General features: G+C 70.8%; 15 protein-coding genes. 7 read left to right on the forward strand and 8 right to left on the reverse strand.

Annotated elements, in window-relative coordinates; all coding sequences use genetic code 11:
• Window positions 1-89: 89 nt before the first annotated feature.
• The 3 genes from OG440_RS39680 to OG440_RS39690 all read right to left on the reverse strand — a co-directional run bounded on the left by OG440_RS39680 (window position 90) and on the right by OG440_RS39690 (window position 3,543).
• A complete protein-coding gene (locus tag OG440_RS39680; RefSeq protein WP_331753253.1) occupies window positions 90-1,346 on the reverse strand; it encodes an MFS transporter in 1,257 nt (418 codons plus the stop codon).
• Window positions 1,343-2,482 (reverse strand): PLP-dependent cysteine synthase family protein, encoded by a 1,140-nt coding sequence (locus tag OG440_RS39685; protein ID WP_331753255.1) that lies wholly within the window; start codon window positions 2,480-2,482, stop codon window positions 1,343-1,345. The genes OG440_RS39680 and OG440_RS39685 overlap by 4 nt, the downstream gene beginning before the upstream one ends.
• Window positions 2,483-3,213: 731 nt before the next feature.
• Window positions 3,214-3,543, reverse strand: a complete 330-nt coding sequence (locus OG440_RS39690; protein WP_406011628.1) for a hypothetical protein — start codon at window positions 3,541-3,543, stop codon at window positions 3,214-3,216.
• 299 nt (window positions 3,544-3,842) lie between these two features.
• Between OG440_RS39690 and OG440_RS39695 the strand changes: the two genes are divergently transcribed.
• The 6 genes from OG440_RS39695 (at window position 3,843) to OG440_RS39720 (ending at window position 9,594) form a co-directional block, all read left to right on the forward strand.
• Window positions 3,843-4,076 (forward strand): hypothetical protein, encoded by a 234-nt coding sequence (locus OG440_RS39695; protein ID WP_331753259.1) that lies wholly within the window; start codon window positions 3,843-3,845, stop codon window positions 4,074-4,076.
• A gap of 194 nt (window positions 4,077-4,270) precedes the next feature.
• Window positions 4,271-4,663 carry a hypothetical protein gene (locus OG440_RS39700; RefSeq protein ID WP_406011629.1) on the forward strand — a complete coding sequence of 131 codons (393 nt, stop codon included), beginning with the start codon at window positions 4,271-4,273 and terminating at the stop codon, window positions 4,661-4,663.
• A 166-nt stretch (window positions 4,664-4,829) separates the two neighbouring features.
• Entirely contained in the window at window positions 4,830-5,438 is a 609-nt protein-coding gene (locus OG440_RS39705) for a carbonic anhydrase (protein ID WP_331753263.1), read from the forward strand.
• Window positions 5,439-5,518: 80 nt separating this feature from the next.
• A complete protein-coding gene (locus OG440_RS39710) occupies window positions 5,519-6,991 on the forward strand; it encodes a SulP family inorganic anion transporter (protein WP_331753265.1) in 1,473 nt (490 codons plus the stop codon).
• A 146-nt stretch (window positions 6,992-7,137) separates the two neighbouring features.
• Entirely contained in the window at window positions 7,138-7,644 is a 507-nt protein-coding gene (locus OG440_RS39715; protein ID WP_331753267.1) for a hypothetical protein, read from the forward strand.
• Between the two features lie 24 nt (window positions 7,645-7,668).
• Window positions 7,669-9,594: a copper resistance protein CopC gene (locus tag OG440_RS39720; protein ID WP_331753269.1), complete on the forward strand. Its 1,926-nt coding sequence runs from the start codon at window positions 7,669-7,671 to the stop codon at window positions 9,592-9,594.
• A gap of 227 nt (window positions 9,595-9,821) precedes the next feature.
• Here OG440_RS39720 and OG440_RS39725 read toward each other — a convergent pair whose 3' ends face one another.
• Window positions 9,822-10,565: a CbtA family protein gene (locus tag OG440_RS39725; protein ID WP_331753272.1), complete on the reverse strand. Its 744-nt coding sequence runs from the start codon at window positions 10,563-10,565 to the stop codon at window positions 9,822-9,824.
• A 16-nt stretch (window positions 10,566-10,581) separates the two neighbouring features.
• Complete coding sequence (locus tag OG440_RS39730; protein ID WP_331753274.1) at window positions 10,582-10,806, reverse strand: CbtB-domain containing protein; 225 nt, start codon at window positions 10,804-10,806, stop codon at window positions 10,582-10,584.
• A 252-nt stretch (window positions 10,807-11,058) separates the two neighbouring features.
• On the opposite strand from OG440_RS39730, the gene OG440_RS39735 reads away from it, so the two are divergent.
• Window positions 11,059-11,649: a histidine phosphatase family protein gene (locus OG440_RS39735; RefSeq protein ID WP_331753276.1), complete on the forward strand. Its 591-nt coding sequence runs from the start codon at window positions 11,059-11,061 to the stop codon at window positions 11,647-11,649.
• Here OG440_RS39735 and OG440_RS39740 read toward each other — a convergent pair.
• From OG440_RS39740 to OG440_RS39750, 3 genes are all read right to left on the reverse strand, one after another.
• Window positions 11,638-12,663: an NlpC/P60 family protein gene (locus OG440_RS39740; RefSeq protein ID WP_331753278.1), complete on the reverse strand. Its 1,026-nt coding sequence runs from the start codon at window positions 12,661-12,663 to the stop codon at window positions 11,638-11,640. The two genes, OG440_RS39735 and OG440_RS39740, sit on opposite strands and share 12 nt — an antisense overlap.
• Before the next feature lie 138 nt (window positions 12,664-12,801).
• Complete coding sequence (locus OG440_RS39745) at window positions 12,802-13,704, reverse strand: M56 family metallopeptidase (RefSeq protein ID WP_331753280.1); 903 nt, start codon at window positions 13,702-13,704, stop codon at window positions 12,802-12,804.
• A complete protein-coding gene (locus OG440_RS39750; protein WP_331753511.1) occupies window positions 13,701-14,069 on the reverse strand; it encodes a BlaI/MecI/CopY family transcriptional regulator in 369 nt (122 codons plus the stop codon). The genes OG440_RS39745 and OG440_RS39750 overlap by 4 nt, the downstream gene beginning before the upstream one ends.
• Between the last annotated feature and the right edge of the window lie 59 nt (window positions 14,070-14,128).

Below are 14,128 nucleotides of genomic sequence, written 5' to 3' on the forward strand. Positions count from 1 at the left end.
GGGCCGCTCCAGGGCCACGCGCGGCCGAGGTCAGCACGATCCGGTGCCGGTGCCCGGGCCGGCAGTGCCGCCCGCGCCTCCCTCCGGGGTCAGGCAGGAGCGAGCTCCGTCTCTCGGACCGTCAGTCGTCCGCTGCGTGCGAGCGCGGCGATCGATGCCGCGCAGGCGAGCCCGGTGGCGGTCAGCGCTCCCCAGGCCAACCACAGCGCGTCCTGGCGTACGGCGAAGTCCCACAGGGCGCCCGTGGCGAGGTTGCCGAGGGTGATGCCGAGGCCGGAGACGGTGTTGTAGAGGCCGTAGTGGGTGGCGACCAGCCGGTTGCCGCAGAGCGTGACGACGGTGTCCATCTCGAACGGGTAGACCACCGCGCTGCCTGCCGCGAGCAGGGCGACCGCGGCCACGAGAGCGGCGACCACCGTGGCGGTGGCGTGGTGCGGGGTGAGGGCCAGTGGCAGGAAGGCCAGCCCCATGGCGGCGATTCCGCGCACCAGCGCCTCGTGGGCACTCCAACGGCGCTTGGCCCAGTTGGTCAGTCGCAGTTGACCTGCGACGGCGACGGCGGCCGAGATGACGAAGAGGCCGCTGGTGAGCGCCGTGCCCTGCGCTCCGAGGGCGTCGGAGGCGGCCAGGGGCAGGGCGAGGTAGACCTGGAAGGTGAGCACGTAGGAGCCGATCATGGCGGTGGCGAAGAGCAGAAAGGGCCGGTTCGCGACCACGATGCGCCACTGTGTGAGCACCCCCTCCCGCGCGGCCGCGGTGTCCGTGGTGGTGCCGCGGCGTTTTGGCAGGGCTCGCCATTGCAGCAGGGTCAGCGCGGCGAAGATGGCGGCGGCGACTGTGCAGACGAGGCGGAAGTCGGCGGCCAGCAGGGCGAGTCCGACGAGCGGGCCGAGGAGCATGCCGGCCTGGTAGTAGACGTTGAAGGTGGCGAAGGCGTCCACGCGGCGCTCGCCCGCCTCGGCGGCGAGGTAGGCGCGTACGGCGGGGTTGAACAGGGCGCCGGCGAAGCCGGTGGCGGCGGAGGCGGCGATGAGGGCGGGCAGGTTGTCGACCCAGCCGAGCAGGGCGAAGCCAGCCGTGCGCAGCAGGCAGCCGGCCATGATCGGGGCCTTGTAGCCGTAGCGGTCGGCGAGGGTGCCGCCGATGAGGAACATGCCCTGCTGGGAGAAGTTCCGTACCCCGAGGACGAGGCCGACGGCCCAGGCGGCGAGGCCGAGTTGGCCGGCTAGGTGGGCGGCGAGGTAGGGCATGAGCATGTAGAAGGCGAGGTTGATGGCGAACTGGTTGGCCATCAGATGCCGTGCTGCGGGTGGGAAGGAGCGGGTCTGGCGCCAGAGGTTCTTCATCGCGTCGCTCCGGCGAGCGCGGGTTCGCCCGCGGTCGTGAGGGGGTCGGTGACGTGGGTGCAGCGGGTCCAGCGGGTCACGACCTCCATGCCGGGGTGATCGATCTCGTCGGGGTCGTCGGGCGGGAGGTGGCCCAGCAGGCCGTTTTCGCGGCAGTAGGTGTCGTCGAAGACGGTGCCGACGTAGCGTTGCGGGCCGTCGGGGAAGACGGTGACGATGCGGTCCTCGGCGGGCAGGGTGCGGGCCAGCCAGCGGGCGACGAGGGCGACGGCGCCGACGCTCCAGCCGCCGGTGGCGTAGTGGTGGCGGGCCAGACGGCGGGCGGCCCAGACGGCTTCGGGGGCGGCGACCCAGTGCACCTCGTCGAAGAGGTCGTAGGCGACGTTGCGGGGGTAGATGCTGCTGCCCAGGCCGCGCATCAAGCGGGGGGCTGCGGGCTGGCCGAAGATCGTGGAGCCGGTGGTGTCCACGCCGACCACGCGCAGGCGGGGGAAGTAGCCGCGCAGGACGGAGGCGATGCCCGCGGAGTGGCCGCCGGTGCCGACGGAGACCACCAGGGTGTCGATGCGGCCGAGCTGGGCGACGAGTTCGAGGGCCAGCGGGGCGTAGGCCGCGACGTTGTCGGGGTTGTTGTACTGGTCCGGGCACCAGGCGTCGGGGTGGACGGTGAGGAGTTCCTCGACGCGGTGGCGGCGGGCCTGCTGCCAGCCGCCTTCGGGGTGCGGGGTGGTGACGAGGTCGACTTCTGCGCCGTAGGCGGTGAGCAGGCCGGTCATCAGCGGTTCCATGCCGGGGTCGGAGACGACGGTGACCGGGTGGCCGTAGGCGGCTCCGGCCAGGGTCAGGCCGAGGCCGAGGGTGCCGGAGGTCGACTCGATGATGCGGGCGCCGGGCAGCAGCTGTCCACGCTCACGGGCGGCGCGGACCATGTGCAGGGCGGTGCGGTCCTTGATGCCGCCGGGGTTGTGGCCTTCGAGTTTGGCCCAGAAGCCGCGTCCGGCGGCGGTGAACGGTTCGCCGATCCACAGCACGGGGGTGTCGCCGACGAGCCCGGCAGGGGTGTGCAGTGGGTGTTTGGCATCGGCGAGCAGTTGGGCGGGGGAGTGGGGGACGGCGGTGCGGGTGTGGTGATTCATGGCGTGCTTCTCCCGCGGCCGACGGACATGCGCGGTATCGGCCACTGTGGTTGAAGGAGGCTTGAGGTGGTCGGCTGCCGCACGTCAGATCGGCGGGCACGGGCGCCCGCCGCTGATGGTGCGGCTTCAGCGACCGGTCACGTCCTCCACACGCCCAGGCGGGCTCGTGCCTGACCAGCGGTGGCCGCTTTGCGTGCCAGCTCCGGAGGAGGCCCGCACGTCACGGGACGGAACCTGCCGTTGTCCATGGTGGGCGGCAGCGCGTCGTCCACGGCAGGGACGGGCGAGGTGATGCCCCTCGGTGGCTGCACTGTCGGCCCGTCACCGCCCCAGCAGTGCGCTTGGTCGCCCCCCGACGGGCTTGCCGGTCGCGTCGCCGGAGTATCCGTCGGCGCAGATGCCGTCCTGCATGACGATACAGCGGTCAAAGGGGTGTCCGCCCGGGCGGTCCCCGTGAACGTCGGTCCGTGAGCGCACCCGAGCAGGTGCACCAGTGCGGCGAGCAGCACCACGAGCGCCGCCCCGGCCCGTGGCCCGGGGCGGGAAGCACGAAGAACTGACCTAGCCGCCATGAACACAGACGGTAGTCGATCATGTGCATAAAGTTCAGGTGAGGGTGTCTCCCGCACGTCGGGCGAACGCCTTGAGGGGCGCTGCGAACATCCTGGACGGCCCGCTGCCGCGGCTACCGGGCGGCCGACTGCGCTGCGTCCGCGACTGGATGCGCCTGATCACCGGATCGGGTGAATCCAGCGCCCGAACGCCGCCTTCGGGGTGCGGTGAACCACCGTGCCGGGGTTGTCTGGCACGGAGAGCACCCGGGAGATCCGATGCGGCAGACCCTCAGTGACCACCGGCCCGCGGCACGCCGCGGGCTGGGCGCTGTCGTGCTGCTGGTCCTGCTGGCGTTTCTGCACGCCACCTTCAGTCCCGGGCCGCGGCACCTGTCCGCCCTCGACCTTGATGGCTGCCTGCAGCGGCGGATTGTCACGACCTCGACAGCGCAGGACTGCCAGCGGGTACCGGCCGCCGTGCTCACCGCGCCGGATAGTGGCGGCCATCACCACGACGGTGATGCCTCGCAGTCCTGCGACGCGTCCGCCTACGGGCCGCGCCAACTGACAGCCCCTGTCACCCTCCTGGCCATGCCTGCGGGGCCCGCGACCGCCGGGCCGAGTGCGATGGCGCCGGCAACATCTCCTGACAGAACACGCTCCTGCGCGCCCGGTGCGGCCACCGGCTCCGTCGTCCTGCGCTGCTGAGAGGCCCGGGCCGCGCCGCTCCGGTCCGCTTCGCCGGCCGGGACGCGGCTGCGGCCTGCCGCGCCCACTCCTTTCGGACAGCACGCAGGAGCCTTGCCATGCCCATCGATGTCCACGCCGCTGTCGGCGCCCTTGTACGCGCCGAACTCGCCCGCACCCACACCCCGTGCACGCAGCCCACCACGCCAGAGCGCACCCACCCGCCGGTTGCCGCTCAGGTTCTTCCAGCCACACCCAGCGCCTGGGCGACGACCGCCCCGACAACGGCACGACCGAACTCCCGCAGGCGCTTCACCCTCGCGTTGCGCCGCCTGGTCACGATCTTCGGCTAGCGATGCCGGTGGGCCCCGACCTCATCGGCGCCCTACATCGGGCGAGCCCGAGTGAACCGGCTCATTGCTCTTGCAATGAGGGGCCCAGTGTTGGCCAGATCACCTTCTTCACCCAGGAGTTCGGCATGTGCGAGCCTTGTCGGCCGGTAACGTTTCGATGTCGGCGAAAGCAAACCTTCGGGGGTTCAGTGGTGATGCGGCGAGTGTCAGCGGTGGTGGTCATGCTGGCCGCTGCCCTGCTGATGCACTTCGCCACCCCGCACCACTCGGCCACCTCCCCGACCCTGGCATCCTCCCTCGCGCCTGCCGTGGAGCCGGAGGCGAGGAAGCTCCAGGGCCCGTCATCCGTCTCCCGCGCGGGCGCGGCGTCCCAGCACCACGACGAGATGGCCGATGTCATCGCCCGGCCCCCGCGGGCGGTGGGGCCTGAGGCGGAGCCGCTCGTAGTCGACACCGCCACGACCGGCGAGATGGTCATCTCTCCCGCCCCCTCCGGTACGGCGCAGCCGCGTACGGCAAGAGACGCCTGGAACCCCGGCGCCGCAATCGCACCCACCCTGAGCACTCTGCAGACGTTCCGCTGCTGATCCCCAGCGTGCGCTGCGGCCCTCACACGGCCGGCACGCCGGATTCCTCATGAGGCGAGCGGCCCAACACCGCTCCCCGTGACTCCGCTGTGCCCTGCCTGGCCGCGCCCGCACGCCCTCTTCGCACCCTTACCTCCGTAGGCCCACGAAGAGCACGAGGCCGATCATGCAAACGCTCATCGAGCACGCCCGTACGTTCCCCGCCAAAACCGCCGACCAGCAGGAGGAGTTCGCACGGCTCGCCCACGGGCAAAAGCCCCAGGCGCTGTTCATCTCCTGCTCCGACTCCCGCGTCATCCCCTCCCTGTTCACCGGCGCCCGGCCCGGTGACCTCTTCGAGCTGCGCACCGCCGGCAACATCGTTCCCCGCTACCGCGCCCAGGCCGCCTGCGGCGTCGCCGGCTCTCTCGAATTCGCCGTCCAGGCCCTGCAGGTTCCGGACATCATCGTGTGCGGCCACTCGCACTGCGGCGCCGTCCAGGGATTGATGCGGGAACAGAACGTGCAGACCATGCCGCTGGTGCGGCGCTGGCTGGCCTGGGCCGGCTATCGCAGCGGCGGTGACGAGCCCTGGCAGACCCGGGGGCTGGGCGAGGATCCCACCGCGGTCACCCAGCAGCATGTGCTGACCCAGCTGGAGCACCTGCGCAGCTACCCGTTCATCGCCCGGCGCATCGCCTCAGGGCGGCTGCGGCTGCACGCCTGGTACTACACCGTCGAGACCGGCGAGGTCCTGGCCTGCGCGACGGGCCGGCGCACCTTCAAGCCCCTGTGACCGGTCCGAGCACGGCCCCGCACGTGTCCGTTCCGGTCGCACCTTCCCGCGACGTTCCTTCCCCCACCTGAGAGAACGCCATGACCTCACCGATCTCTTCGCTGCGCGGCACGCTGCGCAGCGACTTCACCGCATCCCTTGTCGTCTTCCTCGTCGCCGTGCCCTTGTGCGTGGGCGTCGCCGTCGCCTCCGGCGTCCCGGCCGAACTCGGCCTGATCACCGGCATCGTCGGCGGACTCGTCACCGGATTCCTGCCCGGCAGTAGCCTGCAGGTGTCCGGCCCGGCCGCCGGAATGACCGTCCTCGTCTTCACCGCCGTCAAGGACTACGGACTGCCCGCGCTCGGCGTCATCGTCCTGGCCACCGGCCTGCTCCAGCTCACCCTGGGTGCCCTGAAGTGGGGCCGCTGGTTTCGGGCCATCTCGCTGTCCGTCGTGCACGGCATGCTCGCCGGCATCGGACTGGTACTCATCGCCGGCCAGCTGTACGCGCTCGGCGACCGCAAGGCACCCGGCAGCGGCACCGCCAACATCGCCGGCCTGTACGACCTCGCCGTCGACGTCCTCATGTCCAACTCGTCTCTCACGGCGGCCGCCATCGGCGCAGGCACCATCGCCGTGATGACGCTGTGGAAGAAGCTCCCCGGCCGGGCACAGCTGCTGCCCGGCCCGCTGCTCGCGGTCGGTGCGGCCACCGTCGCCACCGTCCTCTTCGACCTGCCCATCAAGCGGGTCGAGGTCAGCGGCCTGGCCGAGGCCGTCCAGGCGCCCGCCCTCGGCGAGTTCGGGCGTCTGACCGACGTGGGCCTGCTGGCCACGATCGTCGCCTTCACCCTGATCGCCTCCGCCGAGTCCCTCTTCAGCGCGGCGGCCGTCGACCGGCTGCACGACGGGCCCAAGACGAACTACGACAAGGAGCTGATGGCCCAGGGCGCCGGCAACACCCTGTGCGGGCTGCTCGGCGCCCTGCCGATGACCGCGGTGATCGTCCGCAGCGCCGCCAACGTTCAGGCGGGCGCCCGCACCAAGCTCTCCCGGATCCTGCACGGCGTATGGCTGCTGCTCTTCGCCGCGCTGCTGCCCGACGCCCTCGGCATGATCCCCACCGCCGCCCTCGCCGGCGTCCTCATCCACGCCGGCTTCAAGCTCCTGCCCATCAAGGAACTGGGGCCGCTGTGGCGCGAACACCGCGGCGAGGCCCTGGTGCTGGTCATCACCGCCGGGGCGATCCTGGTCACCAACATGTTCGAAGGCGTCCTGATCGGACTCGGGCTCGCCGTGGTGAAGACGGCCTGGGAGACCTCGCACGTCCACATCGACGTCGACGACACCGCCACGGACGCCGTACGGGTACGGATCGCCGGCCACGCAACCTTCCTGCGGCTGCCGCGCATCCTGGACGCCCTGGAGGCACTGCCCGCCGACCGGCCCGTCGAGCTGAACCTCGCCGGCCTGCGCCACCTCGACCACGCCTGCATGAGCGCCCTGCAGAACTGGACCGACCAGCACAACGCACCCACCGTCCAGCCCGAGCGCACACCCGTCTCGGCATGAGTGTGGGCCCGTGGGGCGGTGTCCCAGCCGCCCCACGGGCTCGCGCCTGTCATACGGGTGAACACCCACCGGCGTTCACCCGTACCCCTAGTCGACCGTCAGTCCCCCCGAACGGGCAGCAACAGCCTGGATACGGAGCAAGCGACGTGCCCCACCAGCAACCGCGATCACGTACCGGCCGCACCCCCTGCGCCGCCCGTCTGGTGCGCGGCGCCGCCGTCGCCGGGAGCCTGGCCCTGCTCCCCCTGACCGCGGCCTGCAGTGGCGGCGAGGGCGAGGCGGCCGACGGGAGCAAGGCGTCGAAGAGCCCCGCGATATCCGCTGTGAAGGCCGGGGTGGTGGCGCCCGCGAAGGTCGAGGTCATCGCGAGCCTGACGGGCTGCAAGCCCAAGATCCGCATCGAGGCGGACGAGCTGCGCCAGGGTGTCTGCCACACCAAGGCGGTCGACTACCTCGTCACCACGTTCCCCGAGGAGCGGTTCAAGGAGACGTGGCTGGAGTCCGCCTCCATGTACCGGGCCGACTTCCTGGTGGGACCCCGCTGGATCATCAGCGCGAAGATCGACGCGCTCAAGAAGTTCCGCACCCAGACCGGCGGCGACATCGTCAGCTACTCCGGCATGGGACCCAGCACCGCACCCAGCCCGTCCTGACACCGCCCCGGAGACCTCCCTTTCATGCACTCAGGATCGCCTCCCGCCAGGAGGCCGCTGACCGCCCTGGCCCTGCTCGGCGCGGTGATCGCCCTGCTCCTCGGCGGGGCCGGCCCCGCCTCCGCGCACGCCGTGCTGACCGCCTCCGACCCCGCGGACAAGGTCGTCCTCAAAACGGCACCGCGGCAGGTCACCCTCACCTTCACCGAGTCGGTCAGCTTCCGCGACGCCTCTCTGCGCGTGCTGTCCCCGGACAACGAACGCGTGAACCCGCGCCCCGCCCAGCACGCCGACGGCAAGAAGAACACCGCCCAGGTGACCCTGCAGAACAAACTCGCCCAGGGCACCTACACGGTGGCGTGGCGCGTCGTCTCCGCGGACAGCCACCCGATCTCCGGCGCGTTCACCTTCTCCATCGGCAAGCCCTCCGAGACCGCCGTGGTCGCCGTGGCCGACTCACCGGACGACACGGCGGCCAGCCGCGTGTACGGCATCGTCCGCTACGTCGCCTACAGCGGCCTCGCTCTCCTCGTCGGCGTCGCCGCGTTCGTCCTGTTCTGCTGGCCCGCCGCGAGCGCGGCCCGCCCGGTACGCAGGCTGCTGGTGGCCGGATGGGCGACGCTGCTGGCGTCCACCGTGGCCCTGTTGCTGCTGCGCGGCCCCTACGAGGAAGGGAGCAGCATCAGTTCGGCGTTGGATCTGTCCCTGCTCGGTCGAAGCATCACCGGCAGGACCGGGACGGCGCTGAGTCTGCGGCTGGTGCTGCTGGCCCTCGCCGCGGTCCTGATGTGGCGGACGGCCGTACGAACCGGCATCAGGGAGGAGGGAACACAGCCCAGGCCGACCGGTTCCGGTGCACGTTGGGCCGGTGCCGTGCTGGCCGTCGGGCTGGCGGCGACCTGGGCCGCCGCCGAACACGCCTCCGCCGGCATCCAGGTGCCGCTGGCCGTTCCTGTCGCGGTCCTGCACCTGCTGGCCATGGCCGTCTGGCTGGGTGGCCTGATCACCCTGCTGACCGTGCTGCGCAGGCGAGTCACGGAGCGCACCGAGATCCCCGTCTCTGCTGTCGTCCGCTTCTCGACGCTGGCGTTCACGGCCGTGGTCGTCCTGGTCGGCACCGGGCTCTACCAGTCCTGGCGGCAGGTCGGTTCTGTGGAGGCGCTGTCGACGACGTCGTACGGCAGGACTCTCGTGCTCAAGACCGTCGCCGTGGTGGTGATGGTGTGCGCGGCGTCCTTCTCACGGCAGTGGGCCGCGCGTCTCGTCGGCGGGACTGCGCAGGCCGCCGATCAGCAGCAGGTGCCCGAGCCCGAGCGTGTACCCGTTGCGCAGGCTGTCGGCGCCTCGGTTGTGCCGGGAACCACCGGGTCCGACAGCACCGCGGACGTACCCGCCGAGCGCGAGTCCTTCGGCGACGCCGGGCAGCCGTTCTCCGTCGCCGATCGTCAGCGGCGGAGTCTGCGTCGCACCGTCGCCGTCGAGGCCGTACTGGGTGTTGTCGTTCTGGCGGTCACCACCGTGCTTACCGGCAGCCAGCCCAGCCGGGCTGCCGCGGAGAGTGCCGCGGCCCTCGCCGCGCAGCAAGCCCCGGCGAAGCTCGTCGTCGTTCCGTTCGACATGGGCAAGCCCAACAACCGTGGCAGGGTGCAGATCACCCTGGCACCGGGACGCGTGGGTGAGAACACGGTCGAGGCCGTGGCGTACGCGTTCGACAACGGCATCGTCACGATCCCCGAAATCCGTCTCACGCTGACCCACAAAGAACGGGGAATCGGCCCGCTCGACGCCAAACTCAAGGACCAGCAGGGCTATTGGGCCGCCTATGACCTGCGGGTGCCCATGGCGGGCGTGTGGACGATGAACGTCACGGTACGCGCCACCGACGTCGACCAGGTCACGGTCACCAAGACGGTGACCATCACGGATGTCACCGACACGAGCACTTCCTGAGCCGGTTCTCTGACGGCTTGTCGAGAGGCGGTCTAGCGTTGCCGGACACTGGCATGCCGGCACCTGGACCAGTGGGGCCATCACCACGGTCGACGGTTCGACTCTGGCCCGGGCCGTGAGGATCAGCGACTTCTCCTCAAAGACCGTGTATGCGGCGTCCTGAGAACGGTGGCGGATGGGATCCGGCGGGCGCGCCCCCGGTGGATCCCACCGCCGTTCATGACAGGTCAGGCGACCGCTTCCGGGACTCGGCTTCCCACGGGCCTCGGTTCGAGGGCCCGTTCGGCCAGGTATCCGAAGAGAAGCCCGAATCCGGCCCACAGCACGGCCTGGATGCCGATGGAGGCGAGCCGGAAGTTCCACAGGTCCGTGGCCGGGAACCCGGAGGGCGTGTTGTCCCCTGAGGGCAGGATGACCATGGCCACGCTCACGGCTGCCGTGAAGGCCAGGCCGGCGGCGATGGAGGCGTTCCAGTTGCCCCACTGGGGTGCGAGACGGCGCCCGAGCAGGGTTGCCGCGACCCCCAGTAGGACGGTGAGCGCGATCATCAGGAAGAAGAGCGCGGTGCGCTTGCCGATGGTGTCCGGGTTGCCGACCGCAGGCGGGTTGGCCGGGTACTTGAGCATGGGCACCAGATAGGCGAGCAGGAACGCGCCGAGTGCGGTGAGCGCCGCGGTCGCCCGGATGGAGAACCGGCCGATGCGGCCCAGCGCGAAGCAGAAGGCGAGCGCGGCGATCCCGCCCACCGCCACACCGAAGACGAGCACGCCGGTGGCCAGACCGGCTGTGGACTGCAGTGTCCGGCTGACCAACTCCTCGCCGTGCTCATGGGAGTTGGCAGACTCGAACGCGATCGCCGCGTCTACCGGTCCTTCGCCCATCAGGTAGGCGAAGACCAGAGCCGGGAGCGCGGCCGCGATCCCGGCGAGCATGCCGCGCACCAGCAGGGTGCGCACGATGGCTGAATTCACGATCGTTCCGCCCGTCTCAGTGGCAGGGGAAGCCGAGCAGATGGCGGGCGTCGTGCACCCACTCGTGCACGCCCTCGCCGGAGACGACGGCCGTTGCGCCTTGCTCCGCGCCGACGAAGTACAGCAGGACCAGCATCAGGATGCCGAAGAACACCGCCCATGGGGCGATCGCCTTCAACGGCAGGGGAGTGAGGGTGATTTCGGAGCCGGTGGGGGCAGGGGCGGCAGTGGACTGTGCCATGGCGAGACCTCCTCGGGAACAACGCGTCCCGCGATCGTGTGGAGCACGCGACGACGGCGTTGGGTCTGACTCACCACCACCTCGTTGCCGAGGGGTGGCACACAGTGGCGCGACCGTGCCGGGCTTGCACCGGACTTCCGTGCTGCCGTCGTCCTTGTCGTTCGAGATGGTAAGCGCAGGATAAGGATCAGCCAACATGGCGTACGCCACCTACGATGGACCGACCGTGGTGAACAGGGCGAAGGGGAGCGCATGACTGTCCGGCTCACGCTGGTGTGCGCCGCCGCACCGGTGGGGCGCGAGATGCGCTTCGGGGACGTGGAACTCGACGAGAAGGCGCTGCGGCAGGCACGGGAGGCCCGCGGTTCCCTTGAAGCGACGGGCTCGCCGTATACCGCGCCTTCGCAGCGATGCCGGCAGACGGCACGCGCCCTGGGATGGGGCGAGGTGGTCGCGGAACCGTTCCTGCGGGACCTGGACATGGGCCGCTGGCAGGGGCGGACCCTCGACGAGGTGGCGGCAGAGGATCCTGCCGCGTTCGGCGCCTGGATGATGGACCCGGAGGCGGCCCCGCACGCTGGTGAGTCGGTGGAGGACCTGTGCCGCCGGGTGGCTGGCTGGATGGACGGCCTCGCGGACGATTCCGGCAGGGTTCTGGCCGTGGTGGAGCAGGCCGTGGCCCGGGCCTCGGTGCTCAACGCCCTTGCGGCGCCTGTTCGGTCGTTCTGGCGCGTCGATGTTCCGCCCCTGGCCGTGGTGCGGTTCACCGGCCGGGCGGGCCGGTGGAACCTGCGGATGGGAGCCCTTGCGGACGACAACGATCAGGCGGCGTCAGGGGCGTGACGCGGCGTAGAACGGCATGCTGTCCACGTCGGCGATCTCGATGTTCTTGCCGGTGCGGGGCGCGTGGATGGCCTTGCCGTTTCCGACGTACATGCCGTTGTGCTGGCTGTTGTTGTACCAGTAGATGATGTCGCCGGGCTGGAGGTCGGCGCGGGCGACCTTGGGGGTGGCGTTGTACTGCTGCACGACGGTGCGGGGCAGGGAGACGCCCGCGGCGCGCCAGGCGGCGCCGGTCAGGCCGGAGCAGTCGTAGGAGTTGGGGCCGGTGGATCCCCATTCATAGGGCTTGCCGAGCTGGGCGTAGGCGAAGTCCAGGGCGGTTTTGGCGCGTCCGCTGGCGGGTCCGTTGTAGGTCGCGGTGCTGTCGCTCGTGCCGGATGCGGCGTCGTCTTTGTCCTGGGCTGCCTGCACGGCGGCGCGCTGCTGGGCGGTGAGGTTGTTGAGGAGGGTGCGGGCCTGGCGCAGTTTTTCCTGGACGAGGTTCTTCTTCGCGGCGGCCTCGACGCGGAGTTCTTGCAGATCCTTAAGGCTCTGGGAGGCGGTGGCGCGTTCCTGGGCCAGTTCGCGCTGCAGGCTCTGCATGGCCTTGAGGGCGTCGGACTGGCGGTCTCCGGTCCGGCCGAGCAGTTCGGCCTGCTCCAGGAAGGACTCGGGATCGGAAGACAGGAAGAGCTGCACGCTCGGGTCCAGGCCGCCGCCACGGTACTGGGCGGCCGCGAGTGGCCCCATCTTGGCCCGCAGCTCGTTGATTTCCTGCTGCTTGCGGGCGAGGCGGTCCTGCGCCCCGTCGACCGCGGTTTCGAGGGTCTTCTGCTTCTCGCGGATGCCGTTGTACGCCTCGGTGGGCCCTTCGGCCTCCTCGTAGAGCTTCTCGACCCGCTTGCGGACCTCCTCGACCGTCGGCTCGGGCGCCGCCTGGCTCTGGGTGGGCAGCAGGCTCACGGCGCCCGCGGCTATGCCCAGCGAGGCGATGCGGGTCCGGCTGGGCGGCTTCGGCCGACGGTGGGTTCCCATTACGCGGTGACTCCTTGGGACATGAGCCGACGAAAGAGGGGCCGCCGGGCTACCGGTACCGGATGTACTGATGAACTTAGTAGATTCGTAGTTCGGTTCACAACGCAACTGTGATGTCGCAGCGGTGTGAGTCGTGCCTCAGCCGGCCTGTACGCCGCAGGCGATGACCAGCGGCACCAGCGGGGTCGTGCCCGCGGCCACGGTCATACCGGCCCGCAGGAAGAGATGCGGCCTGTGCTGCGGGCCCAGGATGCGTCGCATGCGGAGCATCGCGGTGTGTCCGGACGCCGCGAGCGCGCCCTTCGGGGTGGCCGCCCGGGCCAGTTCGACCAGGGCGCCCGCCAGTGCGTCGCGGCCGTGCGTCCGCAGAGCCCGGTCGTCCGCGGCCATCTCCAGCAGCGCATGGGTCTGTTGGTGGATCTCACGGGCCAACGGGACGCCACGAAAGACGTATCGGAAGGCGTCCGTGACGGCCAGAACCAGATGGTGGCGCCCGGCGATGTGCCCGCGTTCGTGTTCCAGTACGGCGCCGAGCTGGGCCGGGGTCAGCCGGCGCAGGGCCGCGTCGGTGACGACGATGCGGGAGCCGCGGCCGGGCAGGCAGTAGGCGGCCGGCAGGTCGTACGGCAGCACGGTCACCCCCAGCTCCGCCACATGCCGTCCGACGAGGTCGACGGCATGGCGGTGCCGTGCCCTTGCCCGTCGGTTCACCGCCAGCCGGCAGCCCAGGCAGGCGAGGAGGGCGGCCAGCACACCGGCGGGCCACAGCAGCGCGAAGCGGTCTGCGGCGGCGGACACCGAGCCGCCGTGGACTCCGCAGGAGCGCAGCAGGTCGACGACGACGATGTGCAGGTGCTCGGACGGCATGGCCAGGCCGTAAAGGGTGAGCATGACGGCGAGGGCGAACGAGAGGCCCAGCGCCAGCCATACGGCAACCGCCAGCACCGGGGCCCGGTGGAGCCGGCTCGCCCGTACCAGCACCCGCGGGCCGGCCCAGGCGACGCATGCGGCGTAGGCGGCCAGCGACAGGGATGTGATCACGTCCCGGCGTCCCCGCGGGCGCTGTCCAGGGCTTGCCGCAGGGCCGTGATCTCTTCCTCGGACATGCCCTCGACGAAGTGCAGCAGGGCGGTTGGCCGGTCCTTGCTGACGCCGAGCCCGTCTTCCATCAGGGCCGCCGCATACGCCTCACGGCTGCGCTCGGGGGTGTAGAGCCAGGCGCGTCCCTCTTTGGTGCGCAGCAGCCAGCCCTTGCTGTGAAGGATGCCGGCGACGGTCATCACCGTCGTGTAGGCGACCGGGCGGGTCGTGTTGATGTCGTCGCAGATCTCGCGGACGGAGGCCGGCCGCCGCCATGTCCACAGCCGGTCCATGATCTCTGCTTCCAGATCGCCGAGCCGCCGCATCGTGTCAGGTCCTTCCACCCAGGTCGCCCGGTCATCGTAGACGCGAGTGCCGATGCGGT

It is taken from the genome of Streptomyces sp. NBC_00637, from assembly GCF_045161545.1.
Classification (GTDB): Bacteria; Actinomycetota; Actinomycetes; order Streptomycetales; family Streptomycetaceae; genus Streptomyces.